Raw genomic sequence first — 24,069 nt, 5'->3', positions numbered from 1 at the left:
TTGAAAAAAGCGATCATATTGATAACCGGCCTATTGCTGCTGATATATAACGGGCAGACGGCCGCGGCCCAGGAACTGAAAACGGACGGTTCCGCCCTCAGAACAAGCGCCGGCGCAAAAGAGCAGCAGGCGCTGACGGGCGATCTGATTACTCTTTACGGGGCGAAAGACAGCTCGGAATTGACTTATCAGATTCCTGCGGGAGCTTCGAATGCCAATCAGTCGCTTCTGATTGATTACGAGGCGTCAAACTTATTAATAGCTCCGTCTTCTTTAACGATTGCCATTGATAATGAACCCGTCAAATCCATAAAGCTTGACGGCAGCTCCAAGCGGAAAACAGTAAAGCTCAATCTCAGCAAAAGCCAAGCCGCTCAAGGCTATCACAACGTATCATTGCAATTTTACGGTGTATTAAAAGAGGGCGTCTGCGTCAGGCAGGATACGTCAGGGAACTGGATAAAGATTTATCCCGACAGCCGCCTCGTGCTTTCAGAAGCAAGCAAGTCAAAGGGAGCGGATCTGAGCCATTTCCCGTATCCGTTTGCTCAATCAGGCAATACGGGTGAAGAAACCGATATTATCCTTCCTGACAAACCGACCTCTGCGGAAGCTGAAGCCGCAGTCAAAACAGAAGGATTTCTGAAAACGGCTGACAGCAGGCTGAAAGTGTCATACGTAAAAGAATCCGCCGTCGGCAAAATCAGCAATCCGTCAATTGTCATCGGCGCCGGGCAGCATTGGAACGGCAAAATAAAAGAGCTTTTCGATCGCGGGAACATCAAAGCAGAACACAACAAACTCCTTCTCGCTGAACGGGTGCTGACCGCCGGAGATAAACGGCAGCCCGTCCTGTTTGTCACGGCACAATCAGACAAAACACTGGCAGAAAAAATCCGCGTCATGACAGACAGCGCTTATTCAGGCCAGCTGAGCGGCGACTCACTGATGATCGGCCGTCTTCAGCCCGCTGCTGAAAAGACAGGCAATAAACTGACTTTAGACGATTTCGGCGCGGGAAATGTAACGGTCGGATCAAACAAAACGGCGTCAGAGCACTTCTTTTACCCTGCGGCGGCCGCTGTTGATAAAGACGGGAAGGTCAAGTTTTCACTTACATTAAAGACGTCGGAATCTGTCCGGACGAAGGCGGATTCTGGTGATGACGCCGAGAGAGCGGAACTGAACGTCATGGTCAACGGACAGCCGAATGCGGTGCGTCTTGATGATCTCGGCAATAAGGATAAAGACGGCTTTTACCACGTCTCCATCCCGATCGATCCGAAGCTTTTGCGCAGCAGCAGATACATTGATCTGCAATTTGTCACCTCAGGTTTGAAACATAACAATCCGTGTATCGACCGTGACGAAAACAAATGGGTCTATATTGATAAAAGCAGCACGCTGACGTATCCGGTAAGCGATGCGGCGCAGAAAGCGGATTTCGGGCAATGGCCGCTCCCGTTTGCGGGTAGCGTGAATAAGAAAACTGTGATCGTCATCCCGGATGACGTGACTATGCAGACACTTAAAGAGCTTTCTTTAGTGGCCGATTCATTCGGAAACGGCGCCCGGCAGTCATTTACCGTGAAGACGGCATCAGACATGAAGGAAGCGGACGCCAAAGGCCGGAATGTTGTGTTTATCGGAAGTCTGGCGCAAATTCCGCTTTTAAAGTCAAACGCTTCTAAGCTTCTCGTGCCGTCAGACCGCAGCGGCGCTTACGATGTTTCGTCGTTTCAGATGCTGAATGAGACGACGAAACAAGTCGCGTTTACACAGAAATCACCTTGGGACTCAGACAGCAGTATTGCTGTTTTTGCTCCGTTATCAGGAAGCGGCGTGTCTGTCACAAAAGAGCTGATCAGCTTTTTAGACAGCACAAGCGACGCCGCAACCGTCGTCAACGAAACGGCCGGCCGGCAGCTGTTTTCAAACCATCAGCAAATCAAGTCCGATGACAGCAGTCCATCGGCTGATACGAAAAGCCGTTCCGCAGCACTGAACGTCACGTATATCGCTGTTTTCGCAGCGCTTATGATCATTGCGGCCGGCCTGATCTGGCTGACGGCAAGAAGGAAAAAAAGAAAAGCGGATAATGAAAAAAGTGAAGAGTAATGAAAGCAAAAGAGGCCGTTAACAGGCCTCTTTTTTTGTATTTTTATTTCCATTTTTGGCGGTAATTTTTTTATTTTTGAAACAGCATAAAAGCCCCTTTACAACCGGACGGGACGGGAGTATGATCTCTTTTATAATCTATATCGCTTAATCTGTATCCAGAGCGGGGGAACCAATTTGCGGCGCGTCATGCCGCTTGGGGTGAATCCTTTTTCAGGTAGGGCCAACTCTCATAAGCCCGAATCCGACAGCTAACCTCGTAAGCGTTCATGAGAGGAGATGAATGAAACCTGTGCACGATTATGGCGCAGGGGCATCCGTTTGCCTCTGTGTCTTTTTGCTGTCCTGAAATAAGGCATGCAATCAGCATTCGGAGACATCATAGCAGTAAGGGCTTGTAAATCAAACGGAAAATGAAAAAAAGGGGAAGACAACAAATGTATCATTCAATCAAAAGATTTTTGATTGGGAAACCGCTGAAATCACAGGCTGCCGGAGAGCAGAAACTGACGAAACTCAAGGCGCTTGCCATGCTTTCTTCAGACGCGCTTTCATCAGTTGCTTACGGAACGGAACAGATTCTGATCATTTTGGCTGCGGTAAGCGCGGCCGCGTTTTGGTATTCCATTCCGATCGCAGCCGGCGTTCTTATTTTGCTGCTAGCTTTGATTCTGTCCTACAGACAGATTATTTACGCTTATCCGCAAGGCGGAGGGGCTTATATGGTTTCTAAAGAAAATCTTGGTGAGAAGCCCGGACTGATTGCGGGCGGCTCATTGCTTGTTGATTATATTCTGACGGTGGCGGTAAGCATTTCTGCCGGAACTGACGCCATTACATCGGCATTTCCGGCTTTGCACCCGCATCATTTGCTCATTGCTGTTTTGCTTGTGATTCTGATTATGATTTTAAATTTGAGAGGGCTGTCAGAGTCGGCGTCCATTTTGGCGTATCCCGTCTATCTGTTTGTGGCGGCGCTTGTCCTTTTGATCGTCGTCGGGCTGTTTAAGCTCATGACGGGCCAGGTTCATCCGGCCGAGCATACACCGATCGGCACGCCCGTAGCGGGCATCACGCTGTTTTTGCTGCTGAAGGCCTTTTCTTCCGGGTGTTCGGCGCTGACCGGTGTTGAAGCCATTTCAAACGCGATCCCGGCCTTTAAAAATCCTCCGGCGAAAAATGCGGCCCGCACTCTGGCCATGATGGGGATTCTGCTGGCGATCTTATTTACGGGGATTACGGTGCTGGCGTACGGCTACGGCACGGGTCCGAAGCCTAACGAGACCGTTATTTCGCAAATCGCCGCGGAAACCTTCGGACGCCATACGGTGTATTATTTCATTCAAGGCGTTACATCACTGATTCTCGTGCTTGCGGCGAATACGGGCTTTTCCGCATTTCCGCAGCTGGCGTTTAATTTAGCGCGCGATCAGTATATGCCGAGAATGTTTACGGTTCGCGGCGACCGGTTAGGTTTTTCAAACGGAATTATCTTTCTCGGTATCGCGTCCATCCTGCTTATTCTTTTATTCGGCGGCCGCACGGAACATCTCATTCCGCTTTATGCCGTCGGCGTGTTCATTCCGTTTACGCTGTCGCAGACGGGAATGTGCATCAAGTGGATCAGGCAGAAGCCGAAGGGCTGGGCTGTAAAAATGCTGATCAACTCATGCGGCGCCGCCATTTCATTTATGGTGCTGTGCATTTTATTCGCGACAAAATTCAATCTTGTCTGGCCCGTGCTGTTATTCATGCCGGCTGTCGTCTTTTTGTTTTTCGTTATTAAAAATCACTACACCGCGGTCGGCGAACAGCTGCGGGTCGTTGATCAGCAGCCTGAGGAAATCAAGGGAACCGTCGTCATCGTGCCTGTCGCCGGTGTCACCACGGTCGTCCAAAAATCGATTCAGTATGCGAAATCATTATCGGATCAGGTCATTGCGGTTCATGTTTCCTTTGACAGGGAAAACGAAAAGAAGGTGGAAAAGCGCTGGGAAGAGCTTCATAACGGCGTCCGCCTCGTCACCCTGCATTCCTCATACCGCAGTCTGGTTCACCCGTTTGATAAGTTTTTAGAAACGGTCGAACAAAAAGCGAAAAAAGAACAGTTCTCCGTGATGGTGCTGTTTCCGCAATTCATTACAAAAAAACGCTGGCAGACCATCCTTCACAACCAATCAGCCTTCTTGCTCCGCGTCCGGCTGTTTTGGAAGAAGGACATAATCGTCGCCACACTGCCGTATCATTTTAAAAAGTAACGGTAAAGACCGCAGGCCTTAGTGCCGCGGTCTTTTTTGTAAAGGAGGACGACATGGCTCAAGGCGCTTTTGTCATCATTCAAAATGACGGGCGGGACATATTGCTCGTAAAACGAAAAGACGTTCCCTTATGGGATTTGCCCGGCGGCGGGATCGCAGAAGGTGAAACACCTGAAGCTGCAGCCATCAGAGAGGCCTTCGAAGAAACCGGTTATAACGTGACCATCCGGCAAAAATCCGGTGAGTATGAAAGGCCTGCATTTGAAGATACACAGCACGTGTTCATCGGAGCCGTTACTGGCGGAACCCCGCTGATGAACGGGCCGGAAACCGCCGCATTACGCTGGTTTTCCCCAAACCGGCTGCCGCTGTTCATGGTGCCGAACAGGAAACGCCAAGTAAAAGACGGAATCAATGGTGCGGCAAATATGAAGGTAACGCTGAAAGGCCGGCATCTGTTATCCATCCTTGATCTGCTGAGAAAAAAGTCAGGCAGATAGCCCCGTGTTTCAACCCGTTTTAAAAAGGGGATGAATACAGGTAAAAGGAGGATGCAGTATGCCAAGTAAAACAGCAGGACACGTAATGACAGAGCTGCTTGAACAATGGGGAGTCGGACATATATACGGCATTCCCGGAGACAGCATTAATGAATTTATCGAAGAATTGAGACATGAACGAAACAACCTGACATTCATCCAAACCAGGCACGAGGAAGTCGCAGCCCTGGCCGCCGCGGCTGAGGCAAAACTGACCGGGCAGATCGGTGTCTGCCTTTCAATCGCAGGGCCGGGAGCCGTTCATCTGCTGAACGGTTTGTACGACGCCAAAGCGGACGGTGTTCCGGTTTTGGCGATTGCGGGACAGGTTGCCTCAGATGAAATCGGCCGTGACAGCTTTCAGGAAATTAAATTAGAGCAAATGTTTGAGGACGTGGCGGTGTTCAACCAGCAAGTACATACAGCAGAAGCGCTGCCCGATCTTCTGAACCAGGCGATCCGTACGGCTTACAGCAAAAAAGGCGTTGCCGTCTTAACCGTATCTGATGATTTATTCGCGCAAAAAATCAAACGGGAGCCGGTCTACACGTCGCCGATATACTTAAAAGCCGATATCGAGCCGAAAAAAGAACATCTCGTGACGTGCGCACAATATATTAACAACGCAAAAAAACCGGTCATTCTCGCCGGCCAAGGGTTAAAGTCAGCAAAAGAGGAGCTGCTCGCATTCGCCGATAAAGCGGCCGCTCCGATTGTCATTACTCTGCCGGCAAAAGGCGTCATACCTGACAGCCATCCCCATTTTCTCGGAAATCTCGGGCAAATCGGCACAAAGCCCGCCTACGAAGCGATGGAGGAATGCGATCTGCTGATCATGCTCGGCACATCGTTCCCATACAGGGATTATCTCCCGGAGGATACGCCTGCCATCCAGCTTGATTCGGATCCTGCCAAAATCGGCAAGCGCTATCCCGTCAATGCGGGAATCGTCAGTGATGCGGCTCTGGGCCTGAAAGAGCTGACGGATTACATTGAATATAAAGAAGACAGAAGATTTTTAGACGCCTGCACCGAGCACATGAAGCATTGGTGGAAGGAAATCGAAAAAGATGAAACCGAGGCGACTCATCCGCTCAAGCCGCAGCAGGTCATCGCCAGGCTCCAGGATGCGGCCGCAGAGGATGCCGTCCTGTCAGTGGATGTCGGAACAGTTACGGTATGGATGGCCCGCCATTTTAAAATGAAAAAGCAGGACTTTATCGTCTCAAGCTGGCTCGCCACGATGGGATGCGGGCTTCCGGGAGCGATTGCCGCAAGCCTTGCCGAACCTGAGCGGCAGTCCATCGCCATTTGCGGAGACGGCGGATTTTCAATGGTCATGCAGGATCTGCCGACGGCTGTTAAATATAAACTGCCGATTACAGTTGTCATTTTAAACAACGAAAATTTAGGCATGATTGAATATGAACAGCGAGTCAAAGGCAACATTGACTACGTCACCCAGCTGCAAAATGTGGATTATGCCGCTTTTGCAAAAAGCTGCGGGGCAAAAGGGATCAAAGTGACGAAACACGAAGAATTGGCTCCCGCTTTTCATGAAGCGCTCAACTCAAATGAACCGGTCGTCATTGACGCCGTCATCGGCGACGAGCCGCCGCTTCCGGGAAAAATCACTTACGGCCAAGCGAAAGGCTTCAGCAAATACATGCTGAAAAACTTCTTTGAAAACCAAAAAATCGAAATGCCGTCGCTCAAGAAAAGCTTGAAACGGCTGTTTTAAAAAGCGGCGCTTATAAAAAATAAACAGGCAGCATGCCTGTTTATTTTTATTTGCCGTGCAGCTTGTTTGCATATAGGCTCTCCTATTGATTTTCTCAGATGAGCCGTATGATCATTTTTCTTAAAAAAGGTCATCCCGGGTTAAATGGAATAGGTCAGCCAATTTCCAAGGGAACCGCCCATCTTATCATAGAATTTTTGTGCACGGTAATTATCGGATGCAGTTATCCACGACATATGTGCATACCCGTTTTCTTTTGTAAACGCCTCACAACTTTTAAACAGTTCTTGGGCTGCTCCTGTGCCTCTTGCTTTTTCTGCCACGAATAAATCATTCATTATTGTTATTTTATCTGCTTTCGTCGTGCTAAAACTAAAATATAATGTTGCAAAGCCAATAAGTTCCCCATCTTGTTCAGCAACGAATTGAATACCTCTGTCCTTTTCAAATAGCATTTCAATCAAACGATGTATATGTTCAATCGGTGGTTTAGGTCTTTGATAAAAATCCACGATATACAGGTACATTAAGCCGGTCAATTGGTTTACATCATAAGGTTCCGCGCTCCTGATGATCATATGTTTCCCTCCTCACTCTTTTTTTAATTTTTGTTATACAAAACTTACACAAATATTCCAAATAATGCAATACTTTGAACCAGTTTGTTGTTTAAGAAAAAATAAGAAGGCGGAATCATTCTCATGAATCGCTTAACTCAAATGAGCCGACCGTCATTGACGCCAACATCGGCAACGAACCGCCGCTTCCGGGAAAAATCACTTACGGCAGCAAAGGCTTTAGCCAGTATTCGCTGCCTGCCTTGATTGATTCAGATGATTAGTTCTTATCAGTTTTACTGACCTCTTCCATAGTAAGGACGTGCTCAGCGGATCGAGCCCGCTTGGACACAGGAAGTCTATCGTATTCAAATTTTCTCAAACGGTTGGCAGCTCTCTATTATTACCCGGACAAGGAGGCAAAGAACAACGGAATAGACGGTTATTACAGACCGAAAATGAAAGCGAAGCTGAAGGAATGTTAAAATAAAAAAGCAGGCTCTATTTTGCCCGCTTTTCTTTAAAAATGTGATCCAAGATGAACATAAAGAGAGTGAATAAAAAGGACATTGTCATCATATCTATTAGAGATATATTAGAGGTTTCTTTTATTAGCAGCAGCCATACCACCTGCAAAACGAAAGAAATAGAAAAATAAGATATATATTTAATGCTCTTCATACCCATTTCCCCCTTTATTAGCCTAATTTCTCTTTTGTGATCTTATCCAAATGAGTAAAAAGGATATCCAAGCCCGAAAATAAGAAAGTTATGAACAATGAAAGAAGAATTTCTCCACCTTGAAATATAGCTATGTTCTCAATGATATGATTGGAAATGTATTTAATTGAGAAGTAAACAGCTGCCCATGCAAAAATGAATTCAAGGATATAGGCTGACCAAGCAGGTAGTTTAAAAACATGAGTCATTCCTTTTACAATTACCATTAGGATTAGCATATAAATGAAAGCTAAAATACTGACGACGACAGAAAATATGTATAAGTCTGAAAGTGAACCATATAGGATATATTCTCCGAAAAAATGATTTACAGTTATAGCTGCAAAATAAATAACTAGGCTGGGAACAGTTACAGCGAAGCACAGGGAGAATCCAACAAGCCCTATGAATGCTGCATGCGCTAAGTGATTGGGTGGTGTATCCACAATCTCCTTTTTTAATAGCATCATAAAAATAAGAGATGAAATAACAAGACAGCATAAGAGAGTGAGCAAAACAGTAAAAAAGACAGTCATGTGAAATCTCCAATGAAAAAGTGCTATTAGAGTGAATCTAACAGCACTTTGCATGATCATTTATGAATCAGTTTAAAATGTTTTCATTGCTAAAGTTGTCAAATGAGCGAGGTTTTTAGCCTGGCTGTCAGAAAGTCCGGACTTTTTAAGTGAAAGATAAAGATTCTTTTCCACGTCAGTCCAGCTTAAGGCGACATACTCGTTCAGCATTTTCTTTAAAACCGGTTCTATGTGTTCATTGAAAACAGATTCAAGTTCATTTCTTATTTTCTTTCCTGCTAATTTTTCAACAAGATTAAATAATTTTGTTTTATTTTTCAGCACCTCTCTGATTGCATCTTTAACTGGTTTTGACACAGATGCATCGCTTTGTGCTTTTAGTCCGTAGGAAAATTGTGTATCAGTCTGATAAAAAAATGATTTGGTCGTTCCAGTGGCATTGGCAGTATTATTATGATTTTCTTTAGCTAAGGATGCGGGGACAAAAGAAGTAGTTACAAGGGCTAAAGATGCGGCAAACAGAATGCCTTTAGCTGCGTGTCTAATGGGAAATCCTCCTTTAGAAATGTAGTGTAGAGAGAAATGAAAGACTATGTATTTAGGCGGGACCTATATTATCCGCTTTGAACATTTTTCCCCCTCAGATACCATTCTATCAATAGGTATTTTTTGGGTAAATAGGATTTTTATACAGTATTTTTCTCATCATCCAAAATCTTCTTTAGCAGAATTCATTTTAGCTGCAGTTTCGTGAAATAGAACATGGGCTGGAGCCTATATAACACATGTACAGGCTGATTGATGCGGAACGACATGATCGGAGCGGTTTTATCATTTAGGGTTAATTAAAAAAAATAAACAGGCATGCTGCCTGTTTATTTTTTTTTGCGTGAAAGAGCGAAGAAAAACGGGAAGGCGGAACCGGCCAATAACGTACCGAATAAAAACATGCCCCCGATGAACACGTGATAGTTCACTCCGCCGATCCAAAGCCCCGTGATTAAGGAAACGATGCTCAATGCGACCATCACAAAGCCGGGAATCAGGCGTTTCTTGCCCGTTGTCCGATAAGCAATAAGAGAACAGAAGATGCCGATGACAATCGGCACGATCCACAGATAAAAAAGGATAAATACTGACATAAGCAAAACTCCGATTTTTTCTTCTATCATACCAAAAACCCCCGGAAAAAGATACGAACGAGAGCCGGCGCCAAAAGAAAAAAACCGGCCCATATCGGCCGGTTTTTCTAACGGAAAGAATCGTAAATCACAAACAGATTAAGCGCGATCACCAAAACCGCAATCAGCCAGGCGAGAGCCGTCACCCATTTACGGTTCGTCAGGGCGCCCATCAGGCGTCTGTTGCTCGTAAACATAATCAGCGGCACGAGCGCAAAGGAGATGCCGAATGAAAGAACGACCTGGCTCCATACAAGCGCTTCTGTGGCGTTGACCCCTGAGATAATGATGGCCATCGGCGGAATAATGGTAATGAAACGCCGCAAATAAAGCGGGATACGGTAACGGATGAATCCCTGCATGATAATGTCGCCTGACAATGTGCCGACAGAAGAGCTCGAAAGCCCTGCGGCCAGCAGCCCGATTCCGAAGAGAGCGGCTGATGCCGGTCCGATATAGTGCCCGAATTGCTGATAAGCCACGTCTAAATCTTTTACATACAGCCCGTTCTTGAAGAAAAGCGCCGCCGCTACAATCAGCATGCTTGCGTTAATCGCCCCTGCGATCACCATCGCGATGAGAATGTCAATCGTCTCGAATTTAAAAATCTTTTTCCGCTCGCTATCCGTTTTTCCGACGACACGGCGCTGTGTCAGTGCGGAATGTAAGTAAATGGCGTGCGGCATCACGGTTGCGCCGAGTATCCCTGTTGCCAGAAGCACACTGTCCATTCCGTCAATTTTCGGGATAAACAGCCCTTCGAGAACGGAAGCGGCGTCAGGCTTGGCGAAGAAGGTTTGCAGAGCGAAGGCGATCACCACCACAAACAGAAGTCCGGCAATGCCCGCTTCCAGCGCCCGGTAACCGCGGCGCTGCAGCTCTAAAATCGCGAATGAGCCGATCGCCGCGATAATGGCCGCTTCCATCATCGGTATGCCGAACAGCAGATTGAGCCCGAGGGCCGCTCCGATAAACTCAGCCAGATCAGTCGCCATAATCACCAATTCACCCTGTATCCACAACCCGGCGGATACCCATTTCGGATACCGGTCTCTGGCGATTTCCGGCAGGTTTTTACCCGTGGCGATGCCGAGCTTCGCGGAAAGGACTTGAATTAAAAAAGCCATCAAGTTTGAAAAGAGGATGACCCACAACAGCATATACCCGAATTTCGAACCAGCTGAGATATTCGTAGCGAAGTTTCCCGGATCAATGTAGGCAATCGCCGCGATAAATGCGGGACCTAAAAAAGGCAGAAGCCGCTTGAATCCCTTGCTTTTGCCGTCAAGTGCATCCTGAATGGCTTTTGCTTGCAATGATTGTGCTGAGATGTCTTTGCTCATTATGTCTCACCTAAATTCCGATAGATTTTTAGCTAAATAACAAAAAGTTTCCTAGATGCAAATTATTTTATCTACATCATAAATCCGCTAATATGAGATGTCAAGCTCTTTATGTTCAATAAACCAGTACATGTATGCCCTGTTTTATCTATGATATGTATCCCGCCCGAGAAAGGTCATAAAATGAAAAAGACATCGTATTCGGAAAGAAACGAGGCCGTTCTCAACGATGTTTCCGCACGGGTTCTCCATTTTAAAAAGGGTGAAAGAGTACACTGTCCCATAAATCGTCAGAACCTTCCGTCCGCCAGCACAGATTTGAAAAAAGACGGCACATTTCCTCCATTTTGCCGGGTAAATGGAATAATAATGAATCTTTCCATCGGAAGATAAAACCTTTCTGTACCAATCAAATGACCTCCGGCAAAACGCCGGACGCTCTGAATAAATGTTTGAATCAACGATATATCAGTGATTCCAGTCCAATAAAGCGCTGTTATTTATCAAAAAAAGAATCGGCATGGTCACTTGCGAAGAAAAGAAGTTGGAGCATTAGACTTATTTCAGTCTTCCGGGCGAAAACGTATAATAACCTCAGGAAAGCTTTCCAGACATATGATAAAAGAGGGGGAATTTTCTTGGTGCGTCGTTTGTCGGTCTTTTCTTTCGCCATGATGTTTGTTGTTTCTTTATTCGCTTTTGGCGGCTCTGCATCAGCTGCAACTTTTACACCTAAAGCTGAACCGGACGTTTCCATTTTAGCCAGCGGGGGCACAGTAGGAATTTACGGAGCTAATATGCGCTCATGCTCTAAGGTCAGCTGTTCAACAATTACAACATTCTCAAACGGTAAAAAAATTACAGGTTCTTGGGTGACTGGAGAATATGTTCAGGGCCACTACACCAACTCTGATAAATGGCTGAAAGTCACGTATGCAGGAGCGACAGGCTACGTGTCAGTCACCACTCTTTCTTATTATTACGGTCTATAATCAGAAAACCCCGTTCTCTTTAGAGCGGGGTTTTTTCATGTATTCCGGATCAATTTCCGCGCTTCGTTTCATCATCGTGTTTCATCAGCTGATCGATTTCTTCCTTAGAGGCATTTTCTTTCCACTCTTTCGCCTGACTTGTCGCAATGGGAATGGCCCGTCCTTCTTCATAACCCTCATCCACCATCGCATTCGCGATTTCGATCGCTTTTTTCTTCACAGGTTCCTCGAGATTCTTCAATGATTGCGGATAATCCTTCATTGACCAAGGCATGTCTATCACTCCTTTATAAAAAGTGTTTCCCGCCTGAAGAAAAAGAAAACCGCCTCATCAAAAAGAATGACAGCCATTTTTACGAGAGACCAGCAATTTCCGAATAAAATATAAAGGATAAAGAAGCAAGTACAGATTGAATGCCCACCACATAAGATCAAAATCACCGATAAATACCCAAAAGGCAATCGCTTGCAGGCCTGAACAAAAGGTCAGCACAAGTGATATTAATGCGAAAGGGCGCCATAACGCATGTTTCCGTTTATAAAGAAACAAGCTGTACAGCCCAGTTATCGATATGAAAATATCTAAGGGAAAGAATGACCAGTTCCAGGCCATGATCATGGCGTTATCATAATCTTTAAACACCATGTTTTTTGGAATCCACTCAAAAAAAGTAACAATCCAATAAATGATAAATCCAATATCTGTAATGAGGAAGAGAACCTTTAAGCCTTTCATCATCTGTTTCTGTCCGTATGAACGCTGATGCCGTTTGATGACGTTTCACTTTCAGAAATAAAGTTTAAGGAAACGACACCGATGATGATCAGAAGAACAGAGACAGCTTTTATGACAGAGAACTGTTCATGGAAGAAAAAAATTCCGATCAAGGAAATCAGTACGATCCCCATTCCCGACCAGACCGCATACGCGATGGAGACACTTATATATTTCAAAGTCAAAGTAAGAAAACATAGGCTGCCGATATAAAACAATAATAATAAAATACTGGGGACAAGTTTTGTAAAACCATTTGATAATTTCATGCTGACCGTACCCATTACTTCAAAAATGATCGCTAAGCTCAAATAAATCCAATGCATTCAACATTCTCCTTCATTCGTATTATTCAAAATTATACAATATATAGAATTTAAAGAAAATTAAACAACGGAATGTTTTCCGGATAAAAAACCCGGTCGGGTAAGAAAACACCATAAAGGTATACTATGAAGAAAGAAGTCGGAAAGGACGTGCAGGACGGGTGACAGAAGAGCGGACAGACCTGGAAAGACAATTGAGAGACATTCAAAAATGGGAAAAGGCGCAGCAGAGGGTGATGTTCTGGCAAACATTCACCCGCTTGCCGTTTCAGCTTTTGGACAAGCTGACACCGCAATTTATTCAGCGGAAAATCGGACGCATACTCGATGAAACGGGAACGTTTATTCAGTCAGGCGGACAGTATCTCACATCAGAAAAGCGCATCATGAAAAAGTTTCAGAAACAGCTGCCGCACGGTACATGTCAAACGCTTCACGACATTCGCAATGCGCCGCTTGCCGTCATGGACGAAATCGCAGAAGCCATGGCGCGCACAAGTGTAAAGGCCGCGACGGTGCAGGGAGCCGCAACGGGAGTCGGCGGCGTGTTTACGCTTGCGGCAGACATCCCGGCGATGCTCGGTCTGTCTTTAAAGACACTGCAGGATATCGCGATTGCCTACGGCTTTGACCCAAAAGACAAAAAAGAACGCGTGTTTATCGTCAAATTGCTTCAGCTGGTATCGAGTGACGTCATCGGAAAAAAAGCGATCCTTCAGGATTTACGGCAATATGATCAAAACGACCGCACCTATCAGCGCGTTGCCTCGCAGATACAGGGCTGGCGGGAAGTCGTTTACAGCTACCGCGATACGTTCGCCGCGAAAAAACTGCTGCAAATGGTTCCGGCCGCAGGCATCATCTTCGGCGCATCCGCCAACCGTTCAGCTTTAGAAAGCATCGCGGAAACAGGCATCATGCTTTATAAAAAGCGCCGGATTCTAAGCCGCCTGAAGGATGCAGAATGATAAAAAACCACCCGAAAACACATTCAATGTGTTTTCTTTGTTTAGCAGTTCTGAAATCGGGAAACCAACAACCAACACCAATTAAAGGAGGAATTCAAAAATGGCACAAGATAATAACAAAATGAGCAGAGAAGAAGCAGGTAAAAAAGGCGGAGAAGCTACAAGCAACAACCATGACAAAGAATTCTATCAGGAAATTGGTCAAAAAGGCGGAGAAGCCACAAGCAAAAATCACGACAAAGAATTCTATCAGGAAATCGGTGAAAAAGGCGGAGAAGCTACAAGCAATAACCATGACAAAGAATTCTATCAGGAAATTGGTGAAAAAGGCGGAGAAGCCACAAGCAATAACCATGACAAGGAATTCTATCAAGAAATCGGCCAAAAAGGCGGAGAAGCTACAAGCAAAAATCATGACAAAGAGTTTTATAAAGAAATCGGCCAAAAAGGCGGAAACAGACGAAGCAGCTAATAAAAGCATAAAAGGCAGACAACTTGCAGATCAAGAGCGATCCGGCGTATCAGCTGGATCGCTTTTTGTTTTGGAAAAATCTTGATCCGGGGCGGCGTTGCGGTACAATAAATGAAAAAAGGAGTTTTCACTCGTGTCTGAAATGCAAAATTTACTCGCCATCGCCAATAAAGTCAAAGAAAAACACGACAATTTTTCAATCGCGGAGATCAATGACCACTGTGTGCGCCTTGCAGTGTTTACGGGAGAATATGACTGGCACCATCACCCTGATTCAGATGAATGGTTCATTGTTCTTGAAGGTGAGCTGCTGATCGATTTTAAGGACAAAGAAACTGCAGTGCTCAAAGCAAATGACAGCCTGCTCATCCCGAAAGGCACGATTCACCGTACACGTTCATACGTCAGAACCGTGAATCTTTGTGTCGAGCATACGCATGCGAAAACAGTCATCACAGAGGAACTGCCATACTGATCAAAAAGATTGTATGTGAAACAGACGCTGCAAACGCTGAAGCATTTGCGCAAGCACAGTCACGATGGGGAGCATTATCACGTGTAAATGGCTTCGTCAAACAGGCCGGCGGCTGGCGGAAAAACGCAGACGGTCTGTTCATCGCAGAGATCATCAGCGTTTGGGAGAACAGACAGGCCTATGATCATTTTATGGAGAACGAACATGACCGCATATACGAAGAAAACGAGCAGAAGGCTGCGATTCTTTCAATAGAAGTGATGCTGTACGAAGAGAATGAACTTTCATTCACGAGCTGTTACATCACCCGGACATCCGATACGAACCGGATTGGACAGTTGTGCGCACATAAAAAAAGCCCATTTAGAGGGCTTTTTTATTTTCGTCCGGGAAGCGTGTTGTGGACATAAGGCGGGACGGGATCCAGCTTCGCTATTTCGCCGTGCGCTTTCGGTTCCTTTTCGTATTCAAAAGGTTCGCCGTCCGGCGCTTTGTCTTTCAGCCAATTTTGTTCAGCGCTTTCTGCTCCATCTGAGAAATGGATAAGTTTATGCGAGAATGACTGCTTTTCCAGCGCCTTCGGGAAAGTGGAAGGAACGATCGGGCCTTCCTGTGCTTCTAATTCTTTAATTGCCGCAAGCCATTGGTTTTGATGCATGGTGTCGCGGGCCAATAAAAAGCTGAGCATATCTTTCACGCCTTTATCATCGGTCATTTCATACAGGCGTGCGACTTGAAGCCTTCCTTGTGATTCGGCGTTCAAATTGGCGCGGAAGTCTGCCAGAAGGTTTCCGCTTGCGACGATATAGCCTGCGCTCCACGGAACGCCCGTGCTGCTCTCCGGCATGGCGCCCAGTCCTGAGACGATCGCATGATGCGGATTCATGCCGCCTAAAATGGACCCGATGACCGGATCATCAGCCGCTTTTTCCTGCTCCGCCAGCGGGGCATCTTCTAACAGTCTCGCAATCATTGTCGCGATCATTTCGACATGGCCGATTTCTTCTGTCGCGGTATCCATCAGGAGATCCTTATATTTTTCATTGCCCCGTGTATTCCAGCTTTGGAACAAATACTGCATGGCGACCGATATTTCCCCGTATTGTCCGCCCAAGATTTCCTGCATCTTTTTTGCGAACAGCGGGTCAGGACGATCCGGTTTAGCCGGATGCTGCAGTTTTTTCGTATGTGTAAACATGTCTCCATCTCCTTTTTTATTTGTCCCTATTTACTTCCCCATCAGGAAAAGGGATGAAACGGAGATGGGCGTATTGGTCCTGCTAAGGATCGCGCCGCAAAGATAACAAATCTTGCACAAGCCCGCGGCCGATCACCTGCTCATATTGTCCGTAAACCGGATCGAGGCGTTTCATCCATTTTTTCTTTTCCGCTTTCGTCAGCACGTGAATATTGATGGATGAATTCTTCTTGATTTCTTCAAGCTGGTCTTTATTCATTTTCTCAGCGGAGGCTTCGTTCCATTCCGTTGTTTCTTTCATCGCCTCCGTTAAGATGGTGCGCGTTTTTTCCGTCTGTGAATTCCAGAAATGTTCGTCGGTCATCACGGCATAACCGAGGTATCCGTGATTGCTGATTGTCAAATAATCTTGAACATTATAAAATTTTTTAGAATAGATATTTGAAATCGTATTTTCCTCTCCGTCTACGAGATGGCTTTCCAAGAGCTGAAACGTGGAATTAAAGGAATCCTGGCGCGGGTGCGCGCCGAGCAGGCGGAATTGGTCTTCGATCACGCTGCTCGGCATGATCCTGAGCGCCTGTCCTTTCAAGTCATCCGGAGTGAAGATCGGCCCTTTATTTGACGTGAGCTGCTTAAATCCGTTCGTCCAGTATGCCAGACCTTTCAAATGATGCTTTTCTAAAGAAGCGAACAGGCGAGTCCCGATTTTGCCGTTTAGGCCTTCTTGTACGGCTTTATAGTTTGTAAATGCGTACGGCAGATCCAAAACACCCCATTCGGGCGACAGTGATCCGAGTTTTGAGGTGGAGGGAGCGATGAATTGCACGTCCCCGTTTTGGAGGGCGTTTATTTCTTCATTATCTGAATAGAGGCTCCCGTTTGGAAACACCTCTACTTTAATGGTCCCGCCTGACTTTTGATAGACCAGATCGGCGAATTTATTCGCCGCCCGCCCTTTAGGCGTGTTTTCAGCAACGACATGGCTGAATTTGAACACCATTTGATCTTTCAGGCCTTCCTGTTCGTCATCATAATACGGTTCATCCGTTGGGAAACGATCATGAAAGCCGATGAATAAAGCGGTTCCGATACCGAGTACCATCAGGCTGAGACACATCAGCAAGCTTTTCATCGAAAACCTCCTCCGCCATTTTCTATAACAAGCATAATCGGGCGGGCCGTTTTCGTAAAGAGATGGAAAGGAAGAGGCCAATGACGAAAAAAAAGCTCACCATCCGCTGGAAAATCACCATACTTTCTTATATCGTCGTGCTTTTTACCTTTTTGATCGTCGGCATCGTGCTGATCGGAAATATTCAGCATACAGAGGAGCGCGAGCTGAAAAAACGGCTGATGAATACGGCGCGGACGGTATCTGAGATGACCGATGTCAAACGTGCCCTGGAGCAGAAAAAGCAGAGGGAAGACGTGCGCCATGCGGTCGAAGAAATAAGGATCATCAATGAAGCGGACTACATCGTCGTCATGGATATGGACCATATCCGTTATTCACATCCCGTCAGCACGCTGATCGGAAAGCGTTCAAGGGGTGAAGACGAAGCTGCGGCGTTTGCCGAGCACATTTATTTTTCCGAAGCAAAGGGAGAAATCGGCACCGCCGTCCGCGCTTTTTATCCGATAAAAGACCGGGATCTGAATCAGATCGGTGTCGTCCTTGCCGGTAAAACGCTGCCCGGCTTTGGTGAAATCCTTCTTCAGCTGAAACATGACATTCTCTTTATCGTGCTGCTGGCGCTCGGTTTCGGACTGGCTGGTTCCTTTTTGCTGGCACGCCACATCAAAAAACAGATGTTTTGGCTGGAGCCCCATGAGATCGTAAGAATGTATGAAGAACGGACCGCTACGTTTCACTCGATGAATGAAGGTGTCATCGCCATTGATAACCAGCATCACATCACCATTTTTAATGAAAAAGCGAAGCAGATATTCAATGTCAGACAAGAGACCGATGGCAGGCTGATCTGGGACGTGTTAAAAGATTCGCGGCTCCCGGAGATCGTCGAGCGGAACCGGGCTGTATATAATGAAGAAATCCAAGTCAGCGGAAAGGTGATCATGAGCAGCAGAATTCCGATCGTCATGAAAAAGAAGGTCATCGGCGCCGTCGCTATATTCCAGGACAGGACGGAAGCAGCGAAAATGGCTGAAGAGCTGACGGGCGTGAAAAATTTTGTCGATGCGCTCAGAGTCCAAAACCATGAACACATGAACAAGCTTCACACCATCGCGGGACTGATTCAGCTCGGAAAATCAGAAAAAGCGCTCCAGCTTGCTTTCAAGGCATCATCAGAACAGGAAAGCGTCACGGAATTCCTTCATCAGGCCATTCAGAATGACGCCGCGGCGGGGCTTCTGTTAAGCAAAATCAAAAGAGGCAAAGAGCTCGGCATTTCTGTGAAAATTGATGAAAACAGCAGCTTTTCCCACTTTCCGGTGCATGTGGACCAGCATGACATCGTCGTCCTGCTCGGCAATTTAATCGAAAACGCGTTCGGTGCATTCGAAACAGCCGACACGGAGGACAAACACATTGACATCAGTATTGAGCAAAATGAAGAAGTGCTTGCGATATTAATAGAAGATAATGGAAGCGGGATTTCCGATGAGCATATTCCGCACATTTATGAAAAAGGGTTTACCGTCAATAAAACGGGCGGCACGGGATACGGCTTGTACCTCGTCAAACAGATCGTCGACAAAGGGATGGGCATCATTGAAGTCGACACACGGCAGGGACAGGGAACGGCATTTTCTATTTTATTTCCGATGAAGGGGGAGGAATCGATAGATGGACATCAAGGTGCTGCTTATTGAAGATGATCCGATGGTGCAGGAGGTGAATAAAGAATTTATCACCGGCGTTTCAGGTTTCAGCGTCATCGCCACGGCGGCTGACGGAGACGAGGGAATCAGGCTTATAAAAGATCTTCGGCCCGAACTCGTGGTATTAGACGTGTACATGCCGAAAAAAGACGGAATTAAAACGCTTCAGGAAATCAGAAAACAAAAGCTCGAAGTGGACATCATCATCGTCTCGGCTGCAAAAGACAAAGAAACGATCCAGCTTATGCTGCAAAACGGCGCGGCCGACTATATTTTGAAGCCGTTTAAGCTGGAGCGGATGAGACAGGCGCTCGAAAACTTTAAACAATATAAACGGAAAATGGAACAGCATGACACCATGTCGCAAGACCAGCTTGACGCGCTGCTTAAAATTCCGCAAAATCCGTCCCGGGATCTGCCGAAGGGGTTAAATCATTTTACGATGAATGAAATTATAACCTATATGAAACGGCAGACGGAGCCGCTTTCAGCTGAAGAAGCTGCGAAAGCGCTCGGAATCGCCAGAGTGACGGCGCGGCGCTATCTTGATTTTCTTGAGAAAGACGGTCAGATTAAGCTCGACATTCAGTACGGGGGAGTGGGCCGGCCGGTTAACCGCTATAAATTCGTCCGTTAGCCGAGACCAAAAAGACCAAAATGTCCGTTATGATCATAAGCTTCCCCTCTTTGTTTGAAAACGCTATCATTTCAGCATAGACACAGCAAGAGGCAAGGGGGAGCAGGGATGAAAATATTCAAAAATCTCACGGTGCAAGTCATCACGGCGGTCATCATCGGCGTCATCGTCGGACTTGTATGGCCTGAGGCCGGGAAACAGATGAAACCGCTCGGCGATACATTTATCAATGCGGTAAAAATGATAATCGCACCGATCATATTCCTGACGATCGTGCTTGGCATCGCCAAGATGGGAGATATGAAAAAAGTCGGCAAAGTCGGGGGAAAAGCATTTATTTATTTTGAAGTCGTGACCACCATCGCCCTTATTATCGGACTTCTGGTCGTCAATATCATGAAACCCGGTGAGGGGCTTGATTACAGCAAGCTTGAAAAAGGGGATGTCTCTCAGTATACGCAAAACGGGGGACAGGGAATTGATTGGATTGAATTTATCACTCACATCGTTCCGTCAAACATGGTTGACGCTTTTGCGAAAGGTGACATTCTGCAGGTCCTATTCTTTTCTGTTTTATTCGGAGTCGGCTTGGCGGCGCTCGGTGAAAGAGGCAAAAGCATTATTGATTTCTTCGATAAACTATCGCATGTCTTTTTCAAGATCATCGGCTACATCATGCGTGCGGCGCCGATCGGCGCATTTGGGGCCATGGCCTATACGATCGGGCACTTCGGACTTGATTCCATCAAGCCGCTGGCGAGTCTGATGCTGTCTGTATACGTTACAATGTTCCTGTTTGTATTTGTCGCTTTGAATATCATTTGCAAGCTTTTCGGTTTCAGTTTGTGGAACTATCTCCGGTTTATTAAAGATGAACTGCTCATCGTTCTCGGCACAAGCTCTTCTGAGTCCGTCCTGCCGCGGATGATGGATAAAATGGAGCGCTACGGCTGCTCCAAATCGGTTGTCGGTCTTGTCATTCCGACGGGGTATTCCTTTAATCTGGACGGCACCTCGATTTATCTTTCCATGGCTACGGTTTTTCTGGCGCAGGTGTTCGGCGTTGACCTTACCATCGGTCAGCAGGTTACGATCATTCTCGTGTTAATGCTGACATCAAAAGGCGCGGCGGGCGTAACCGGAAGCGGATTTATCGTGCTCGCCTCCACTTTGTCGGCGCTCCAGGTGATCCCGCTGGAGGGGCTTGCGCTGCTCCTCGGTGTAGACCGCTTTATGAGTGAAGGAAGGGCGATCGTCAATCTGATCGGAAACGGAATCGCCACTATCATCGTAGCCAAGAGCGAAAATGAGTTTGACGAAGCAAAAAGCACACAGGCCGTAAAAGAAATGAAAACGGCGGTATAAAATGGGAGAACGGCATGCATCCGGCATGCCGTTCTTTTTTTTCGTCTGCCATGAGTAAAAAAGATAAATTTGTTTAATTTTATTAGGAGGTGGACAAAGACCTTAGCGTCATTTTGTTATATAATTTACAATTAGAGAGTGAAAGATGAAATCTAAGGGCTTTTTGTCCTAGCAGGAGTGTATAAATGGCGGCTATTTTTAAATTTTTTCAGCATCCGGGTGTCAGACGTTTTTCCGTTTTTCTTGTTTTGACTGGGGTGTTAGTTGTATTCCGAAGTATGATTAATTTGATTTTGCTTACGTTTATTTTTACTTTTCTGATGGATCGGCTGGAGACTGTCATCCGGCACGTGTTGAACCATTTTTTCCGTATCAGTCAGAGGGTGGTCATCACCATTTTATATATTGCGCTGGCTGTCGGGGCGACTGTGGGGGGCTTTGTCTTTTACCCGATTGTTGCCAAGCAGATTGAACAGCTGATTAAGCAGATCAAGCACATCGCGTATCATCCCGATGTCATCCCGTTTTATGATGAAATATCGAGCGTGTTCGGTGACATTAATATCGGTTCTTATGTAAAAGAAGGATTTAATGTACTGTATACATACTTGGCCGATATCAGCACTTTCGGTTTGCAGGTCGTGATGTCACTGATTCTCAGCATGTTTTTCCTGTTCGAGAAAAAGCGGCTCACGGAATTCATGAAAAAATTTCAGCACAGCAAGCTGTCTGTCTTTTACTATGAACTTGCTTTTTTCGGCAGCAAGTTTGCGAGAACATTCGGAAAAGTGATTGAAGCCCAATTTATTATCGCGCTGGTGAACTGTATTCTCACCTTCATCGCATTGGCCATTCTGCATTTTCCGCAGCTGTTCGGCCTGTCCATCATGGTCTTTTTCCTCGGGCTCATTCCCGTGGCGGGTGTGGTGATTTCGCTCATCCCGCTTAGTATCATCGCGTATACGACAGGCGGCGCTGCGTACGTCATCTACATCGTATTGGTCATTTTCGTTATTCATGCGATTGAGACGTACTTCCTCAATCCGAAACTGATGTCAGCGAAAACGGAACTTCCGATCTTTTTTACCTTTACGGTTTTGATTTTCTCGGAACATTTCTTCGGCATTTGGGGCCTGATTATCGGGATTCCGATTTTTGTGTTCCTGCTGGATATTCTGGATGTCGTCAATAATGAAGAGAAAGAAAAATCCGGACCGGGGCCGGAAAAGACGTAACAGCCCCGGCGCTTCACGAATAAATGACAAATGTTATAATGCAGACAGTGCCTTATGTACGGGCACTGTTTATTTTTTTTGAAAAAGGAGGAAGGCTGTATGACTGAGCCGATTTTACATATTGAAGGCCTTGACAAAACAATAGGCAAAAAGCACATTTTGAAAAACATCAGCATGGATGTAAGGCAGGGCGAGATCATCGGTTTGCTCGGTCCGAACGGGTCGGGAAAAACCACGCTGATCCGAATCATCGTCGGTCTTTTAAAGAAAAACAGCGGCACGATTACAATTAACGGCTTTCAGCACGATACTGAGTTCGAAAAAGCGTTGGAATCCGTCGGAGCGATCGTGGAAAACCCTGAATTCTACCCGTATCTGACGGGATGGGAAAACCTGAAGCACTTTGCCAACATGCACAAAAACATCAAAGAGGACAGGCTTCAGGAAGTCATCGAGCGGGTCGGGCTCGCAAATGCCGTTCACGACAAAGTTAAAACGTATTCCCTCGGCATGCGTCAGCGTCTCGGGATTGCACAGGCCATTCTTCACCGTCCGAATCTGCTCATTTTAGATGAACCGACAAACGGGCTTGATCCCGGCGGAATGAAGGATTTTCGCGATCACTTAAAAGAGCTCGCGGAGCTTGAAGGGACGAGCATCCTTTTTGCGACGCATTTATTGCGTGAAGTAGAGGACCTTTGCGACCGTGTCATCATCATTCAAAAAGGTGAAATTAAAACAGAGGTCGTTCTGCGAGGCGCAGCGGAAAAAGAAGAAAAAGCCGTCCTCGACATACAGCCTGCTGACGAAGCATTCGAATGGCTGTCCCAACAGCAATTTGCTCCGGAGAAAAATGGCGGGTGCATTACCGTCACCGTAGCGAAGAAGGACATCCCGGAATTAAACCGGGCGCTCGTCGGACAAGACTTTCTCGTGTATTCCATCATGCCGTATGCGGAATCGCTTGAGGATGAATTCATGAAAGTGACGGCGGCGCTTCAAGAGGAGGGGGAGACGAATGTTTAAATTGACAGCGAATGAGCATATGAAACTTTTTAATCGTAAAGTCTCATTAGTGGCGCTGATTTTAATGGCCGTTCTTCAGTTTATGATGGCGCTCGTCATTAAACGGCTTGTCATCAGCTCCGGAACGGACGAGAACTTCATCGGCTATATGGCGTACGCACCCGGGCTCAATATTCTGCTTGAAGCATTAACGATCGTCATTGCGGCGACGATCATTTCAGCTGAATTTGATAAGAAAACGATTAAATTTTTGTTAATCCGTCCGGTAAAGCGGGAGCGGATTTTTATATCTAAACTCATTACCGTATTTTTGGTCAGCTTGTACCTGTATGCGGCGTACTATATTCTGTCTCTGCTGTTCGGCATGGCTTTCTTCGGAGTGTCGGTGACATCTGAATCAGGGACGCTTCTTGTGAACACACTGAAAGTAATCGGCACGAACTGGGTCGAGGCATTCGCAATGGCATGCTTCGGATTGCTGTGTTCTTCCTTATTCCGTAACAGCGCCACGGCCGTCATTCTGTCATTTATCGTCCTGTACGGCGCAAAATCACTCGTGACGATTATGTCGCTCTTTCAAAACAAATGGGGAAGCTTCCTGCTGTTCGCGAATACGGACCTGACGCAATACATGAGCGGGGCGAAACCGCTGTTTGCGGGAATGACGCCGTTATTTTCGACAGGCATTATCATTATCCATATCGTCTTCTTCTTAGCCGTCGCTTGGTGGAGCTTTTGCAAACGCGATGTTCGGGTGTAA

The 24,069-nt window shown here is 46.3% G+C and carries 24 protein-coding genes, 4 pseudogenes and 1 riboswitch; of the genes and pseudogenes, 17 read left to right on the top strand and 11 right to left on the bottom strand.

The window, feature by feature from the left end; translation table 11 throughout:
• From ACQE26_RS02095 to ACQE26_RS02080, 4 genes are all read left to right on the top strand, one after another.
• Window positions 1-2,118 (top strand): cellulose biosynthesis cyclic di-GMP-binding regulatory protein BcsB, encoded by a 2,118-nt coding sequence (locus ACQE26_RS02095; RefSeq protein ID WP_500470522.1) that lies wholly within the window; start codon window positions 1-3, stop codon window positions 2,116-2,118.
• 134 nt (window positions 2,119-2,252) lie between these two features.
• Window positions 2,253-2,399: riboswitch (cyclic di-AMP (ydaO/yuaA leader) on the top strand.
• 156 nt (window positions 2,400-2,555) lie between these two features.
• Window positions 2,556-4,376 (top strand): potassium transporter KimA, encoded by a 1,821-nt coding sequence (gene kimA / locus ACQE26_RS02090; RefSeq protein WP_049627912.1) that lies wholly within the window; start codon window positions 2,556-2,558, stop codon window positions 4,374-4,376.
• A 53-nt stretch (window positions 4,377-4,429) separates the two neighbouring features.
• Window positions 4,430-4,876: an NUDIX hydrolase gene (locus ACQE26_RS02085; RefSeq protein ID WP_500470521.1), complete on the top strand. Its 447-nt coding sequence runs from the start codon at window positions 4,430-4,432 to the stop codon at window positions 4,874-4,876.
• A 58-nt stretch (window positions 4,877-4,934) separates the two neighbouring features.
• On the top strand, window positions 4,935-6,656 hold the full coding sequence (locus ACQE26_RS02080; RefSeq protein ID WP_060963569.1) for a pyruvate oxidase: 1,722 nt from the start codon (window positions 4,935-4,937) through the stop codon (window positions 6,654-6,656).
• A 140-nt stretch (window positions 6,657-6,796) separates the two neighbouring features.
• Here the strand turns inward: ACQE26_RS02080 and ACQE26_RS02075 are convergent, their stop codons facing one another.
• The gene (locus tag ACQE26_RS02075; RefSeq protein ID WP_500470520.1) at window positions 6,797-7,234 is read right to left on the bottom strand and encodes a GNAT family N-acetyltransferase; all 438 of its coding nucleotides are present in this window, start codon (window positions 7,232-7,234) and stop codon (window positions 6,797-6,799) included.
• 122 nt (window positions 7,235-7,356) lie between these two features.
• Here ACQE26_RS02075 and ACQE26_RS02070 point away from each other — a divergent pair.
• A pseudogene (locus tag ACQE26_RS02070) lies at window positions 7,357-7,470 on the top strand (hypothetical protein); the annotation flags it as partial.
• Window positions 7,471-7,593: 123 nt separating this feature from the next.
• Window positions 7,594-7,698 (top strand): annotated as a pseudogene (locus tag ACQE26_RS02065) (N-acetylmuramoyl-L-alanine amidase); the annotation flags it as partial.
• A 16-nt stretch (window positions 7,699-7,714) separates the two neighbouring features.
• Here ACQE26_RS02065 and ACQE26_RS02060 read toward each other — a convergent pair.
• The 5 genes from ACQE26_RS02060 to ACQE26_RS02040 all read right to left on the bottom strand — a co-directional run bounded on the left by ACQE26_RS02060 (window position 7,715) and on the right by ACQE26_RS02040 (window position 10,996).
• Window positions 7,715-7,894, bottom strand: coding sequence for a hypothetical protein (locus tag ACQE26_RS02060; protein WP_438421231.1), 180 nt, complete (start codon window positions 7,892-7,894; stop codon window positions 7,715-7,717).
• Window positions 7,895-7,911: 17 nt separating this feature from the next.
• The gene (locus ACQE26_RS02055; protein WP_500470519.1) at window positions 7,912-8,469 is read right to left on the bottom strand and encodes a hypothetical protein; all 558 of its coding nucleotides are present in this window, start codon (window positions 8,467-8,469) and stop codon (window positions 7,912-7,914) included.
• Window positions 8,470-8,541: 72 nt separating this feature from the next.
• On the bottom strand, window positions 8,542-8,826 hold the full coding sequence (locus ACQE26_RS02050; RefSeq protein ID WP_060963565.1) for a hypothetical protein: 285 nt from the start codon (window positions 8,824-8,826) through the stop codon (window positions 8,542-8,544).
• 518 nt (window positions 8,827-9,344) lie between these two features.
• Entirely contained in the window at window positions 9,345-9,611 is a 267-nt protein-coding gene (locus ACQE26_RS02045) for a hypothetical protein (RefSeq protein ID WP_029575267.1), read from the bottom strand.
• A 107-nt stretch (window positions 9,612-9,718) separates the two neighbouring features.
• A complete protein-coding gene (locus tag ACQE26_RS02040; protein WP_500471439.1) occupies window positions 9,719-10,996 on the bottom strand; it encodes an Nramp family divalent metal transporter in 1,278 nt (425 codons plus the stop codon).
• Between the two features lie 635 nt (window positions 10,997-11,631).
• On the opposite strand from ACQE26_RS02040, the gene ACQE26_RS02035 reads away from it, so the two are divergent.
• Window positions 11,632-11,985, top strand: coding sequence for an SH3 domain-containing protein (locus ACQE26_RS02035; RefSeq protein ID WP_500470517.1), 354 nt, complete (start codon window positions 11,632-11,634; stop codon window positions 11,983-11,985).
• A 58-nt stretch (window positions 11,986-12,043) separates the two neighbouring features.
• On the opposite strand, the pseudogene ACQE26_RS02030 reads toward ACQE26_RS02035, so the two are convergent.
• The 3 genes and pseudogenes from ACQE26_RS02030 to ACQE26_RS02020 all read right to left on the bottom strand — a co-directional run.
• Window positions 12,044-12,259: pseudogene (locus ACQE26_RS02030) on the bottom strand (DUF2188 domain-containing protein); the annotation flags it as partial.
• Window positions 12,260-12,316: 57 nt separating this feature from the next.
• Window positions 12,317-12,724, bottom strand: a complete 408-nt coding sequence (locus ACQE26_RS02025) for a DUF5360 family protein (protein WP_500470516.1) — start codon at window positions 12,722-12,724, stop codon at window positions 12,317-12,319.
• Window positions 12,721-13,086 carry a DMT family transporter gene (locus tag ACQE26_RS02020; protein WP_060963561.1) on the bottom strand — a complete coding sequence of 122 codons (366 nt, stop codon included), beginning with the start codon at window positions 13,084-13,086 and terminating at the stop codon, window positions 12,721-12,723. Before ACQE26_RS02020 ends, ACQE26_RS02025 begins: the two co-directional genes overlap by 4 nt.
• Before the next feature lie 161 nt (window positions 13,087-13,247).
• Between ACQE26_RS02020 and ACQE26_RS02015 the strand changes: the two genes are divergently transcribed.
• The 4 genes and pseudogenes from ACQE26_RS02015 to ACQE26_RS02000 all read left to right on the top strand — a co-directional run bounded on the left by ACQE26_RS02015 (window position 13,248) and on the right by ACQE26_RS02000 (window position 15,353).
• A complete protein-coding gene (locus tag ACQE26_RS02015; protein ID WP_438421236.1) occupies window positions 13,248-14,054 on the top strand; it encodes an EcsC family protein in 807 nt (268 codons plus the stop codon).
• A gap of 100 nt (window positions 14,055-14,154) precedes the next feature.
• Entirely contained in the window at window positions 14,155-14,526 is a 372-nt protein-coding gene (gene gsiB / locus ACQE26_RS02010) for a glucose starvation-inducible protein GsiB (protein WP_500470515.1), read from the top strand.
• Between the two features lie 133 nt (window positions 14,527-14,659).
• On the top strand, window positions 14,660-15,001 hold the full coding sequence (locus ACQE26_RS02005; RefSeq protein WP_500470513.1) for a cupin domain-containing protein: 342 nt from the start codon (window positions 14,660-14,662) through the stop codon (window positions 14,999-15,001).
• A pseudogene (locus tag ACQE26_RS02000) lies at window positions 14,995-15,353 on the top strand (DUF4937 domain-containing protein). Before ACQE26_RS02005 ends, ACQE26_RS02000 begins: the two are co-directional and overlap by 7 nt.
• A 24-nt stretch (window positions 15,354-15,377) precedes the next feature.
• Here ACQE26_RS02000 and ACQE26_RS01995 read toward each other — a convergent pair.
• Window positions 15,378-16,199: a manganese catalase gene (locus tag ACQE26_RS01995; RefSeq protein ID WP_500470511.1), complete on the bottom strand. Its 822-nt coding sequence runs from the start codon at window positions 16,197-16,199 to the stop codon at window positions 15,378-15,380.
• Between the two features lie 82 nt (window positions 16,200-16,281).
• Window positions 16,282-17,334 carry a TRAP transporter substrate-binding protein gene (locus ACQE26_RS01990; protein WP_500470509.1) on the bottom strand — a complete coding sequence of 351 codons (1,053 nt, stop codon included), beginning with the start codon at window positions 17,332-17,334 and terminating at the stop codon, window positions 16,282-16,284.
• A gap of 80 nt (window positions 17,335-17,414) precedes the next feature.
• On the opposite strand from ACQE26_RS01990, the gene dctS reads away from it, so the two are divergent.
• The 6 genes from dctS to ACQE26_RS01960 all read left to right on the top strand — a co-directional run bounded on the left by dctS (window position 17,415) and on the right by ACQE26_RS01960 (window position 24,069).
• On the top strand, window positions 17,415-19,037 hold the full coding sequence (gene dctS, locus ACQE26_RS01985) for a two-component system sensor histidine kinase DctS (RefSeq protein ID WP_500470508.1): 1,623 nt from the start codon (window positions 17,415-17,417) through the stop codon (window positions 19,035-19,037).
• Window positions 19,012-19,683 (top strand): response regulator, encoded by a 672-nt coding sequence (locus ACQE26_RS01980; protein WP_500470507.1) that lies wholly within the window; start codon window positions 19,012-19,014, stop codon window positions 19,681-19,683. The genes dctS and ACQE26_RS01980 overlap by 26 nt, the downstream gene beginning before the upstream one ends.
• A gap of 108 nt (window positions 19,684-19,791) precedes the next feature.
• Window positions 19,792-21,048 (top strand): C4-dicarboxylate transporter DctP, encoded by a 1,257-nt coding sequence (gene dctP, locus ACQE26_RS01975; RefSeq protein ID WP_012116859.1) that lies wholly within the window; start codon window positions 19,792-19,794, stop codon window positions 21,046-21,048.
• 185 nt (window positions 21,049-21,233) lie between these two features.
• Complete coding sequence (locus ACQE26_RS01970) at window positions 21,234-22,283, top strand: AI-2E family transporter (RefSeq protein WP_016937187.1); 1,050 nt, start codon at window positions 21,234-21,236, stop codon at window positions 22,281-22,283.
• 99 nt (window positions 22,284-22,382) lie between these two features.
• Window positions 22,383-23,309, top strand: a complete 927-nt coding sequence (locus ACQE26_RS01965) for an ABC transporter ATP-binding protein (protein ID WP_500470505.1) — start codon at window positions 22,383-22,385, stop codon at window positions 23,307-23,309.
• A gap of 19 nt (window positions 23,310-23,328) precedes the next feature.
• Window positions 23,329-24,069, top strand: a complete 741-nt coding sequence (locus tag ACQE26_RS01960; protein ID WP_101605620.1) for a DUF2705 family protein — start codon at window positions 23,329-23,331, stop codon at window positions 24,067-24,069.

Source organism: Bacillus sp. 5RYD7K (assembly GCF_059831465.1).
Note: the sequence above shows the minus strand (reverse complement) of the source record. Positions and strands in the feature narration are given on the sequence as shown.

Bases quoted from the DNA above. Each gene is read 5' to 3' on its own strand.
- kimA (WP_049627912.1), top strand. From the start codon at position 2,556: ATGTATCATTCAATCAAAAGATTTTTGATTGGGAAACCGCTGAAATCA.
- ACQE26_RS02085 (WP_500470521.1), top strand. From the start codon at position 4,430: ATGGCTCAAGGCGCTTTTGTCATCATTCAAAATGACGGGCGGGACATA.
- ACQE26_RS02080 (WP_060963569.1), top strand. From the start codon at position 4,935: ATGCCAAGTAAAACAGCAGGACACGTAATGACAGAGCTGCTTGAACAA.
- ACQE26_RS02075 (WP_500470520.1), bottom strand. From the start codon at position 7,234: ATGATCATCAGGAGCGCGGAACCTTATGATGTAAACCAATTGACCGGC.
- ACQE26_RS02060 (WP_438421231.1), bottom strand. From the start codon at position 7,894: ATGAAGAGCATTAAATATATATCTTATTTTTCTATTTCTTTCGTTTTG.
- ACQE26_RS02055 (WP_500470519.1), bottom strand. From the start codon at position 8,469: ATGACTGTCTTTTTTACTGTTTTGCTCACTCTCTTATGCTGTCTTGTT.
- ACQE26_RS02045 (WP_029575267.1), bottom strand. From the start codon at position 9,611: ATGTCAGTATTTATCCTTTTTTATCTGTGGATCGTGCCGATTGTCATC.
- ACQE26_RS02025 (WP_500470516.1), bottom strand. From the start codon at position 12,724: ATGATGAAAGGCTTAAAGGTTCTCTTCCTCATTACAGATATTGGATTT.
- ACQE26_RS02020 (WP_060963561.1), bottom strand. From the start codon at position 13,086: ATGCATTGGATTTATTTGAGCTTAGCGATCATTTTTGAAGTAATGGGT.
- gsiB (WP_500470515.1), top strand. From the start codon at position 14,155: ATGGCACAAGATAATAACAAAATGAGCAGAGAAGAAGCAGGTAAAAAA.
- ACQE26_RS01995 (WP_500470511.1), bottom strand. From the start codon at position 16,199: ATGTTTACACATACGAAAAAACTGCAGCATCCGGCTAAACCGGATCGT.
- ACQE26_RS01990 (WP_500470509.1), bottom strand. From the start codon at position 17,334: ATGAAAAGCTTGCTGATGTGTCTCAGCCTGATGGTACTCGGTATCGGA.
- dctS (WP_500470508.1), top strand. From the start codon at position 17,415: ATGACGAAAAAAAAGCTCACCATCCGCTGGAAAATCACCATACTTTCT.
- ACQE26_RS01980 (WP_500470507.1), top strand. From the start codon at position 19,012: ATGGACATCAAGGTGCTGCTTATTGAAGATGATCCGATGGTGCAGGAG.
- dctP (WP_012116859.1), top strand. From the start codon at position 19,792: ATGAAAATATTCAAAAATCTCACGGTGCAAGTCATCACGGCGGTCATC.
- ACQE26_RS01970 (WP_016937187.1), top strand. From the start codon at position 21,234: ATGGCGGCTATTTTTAAATTTTTTCAGCATCCGGGTGTCAGACGTTTT.
- ACQE26_RS01965 (WP_500470505.1), top strand. From the start codon at position 22,383: ATGACTGAGCCGATTTTACATATTGAAGGCCTTGACAAAACAATAGGC.
- ACQE26_RS01960 (WP_101605620.1), top strand. From the start codon at position 23,329: ATGAAACTTTTTAATCGTAAAGTCTCATTAGTGGCGCTGATTTTAATG.